We start from the raw sequence: 683 nt of genomic DNA on the forward strand, positions 1-683 counted from the left end.
CTAGTTCACACTGTGGCTTCCACGGCTACAGGACGCTCCCCTACCCATCCCAACACCTGGCCCAACTGAATAAACAATTGGACGGGTTATTGTTGGAATGCCGCGGCTTCGGCGGTGTACTTGAGCCCCGCTACATTGTCGGCGCAGGATCACTTGACCAGTGAGCTATTACGCACTCTTTCAAGGGTGGCTGCTTCTAAGCCAACCTCCTGGTTGTCTAAGCGACCCCACATCCTTTTCCACTTAGTACACGCTTAGGGGCCTTAGCCGGCGATCTGGGCTGTTTCCCTCTCGACTACGAAGCTTATCCCCCGCAGTCTCACTGCCACGCTCTCACACACCGGCATTCGGAGTTTGGCTGACTTCGGTAAGCTTGTAGGCCCCCTAGGCCATCCAGTAGCTCTACCTCCGATGTGAAACACGTGACGCTGCACCTAAATGCATTTCGGGGAGAACCAGCTATCACGGAGTTTGATTGGCCTTTCACCCCTACCCACAGCTCATCCCCTCAGTTTTCAACCTAAGTGGGTTCGGGCCTCCACAACCTCTTACAGCTGCTTCACCCTGGCCATGGGTAGATCACTCCGCTTCGGGTCCATAATGTGCGACTCGTTCGCCCTATTCAGACTCGCTTTCGCTACGGCTACCCCTCAACGGGTTAACCTCGCCACACATCGATGACT

At 55.3% G+C, this 683-nt stretch carries 1 rRNA gene; it reads right to left on the reverse strand.

What is annotated here, in order from left to right:
* A 23S ribosomal RNA gene (locus tag IEX78_RS24000) occupies window positions 1-683 on the reverse strand; the annotation flags it as partial.

The organism is Nocardia camponoti (assembly GCF_014646135.1).
Lineage (GTDB): Bacteria > Actinomycetota > Actinomycetes > Mycobacteriales > Mycobacteriaceae > Nocardia > Nocardia camponoti.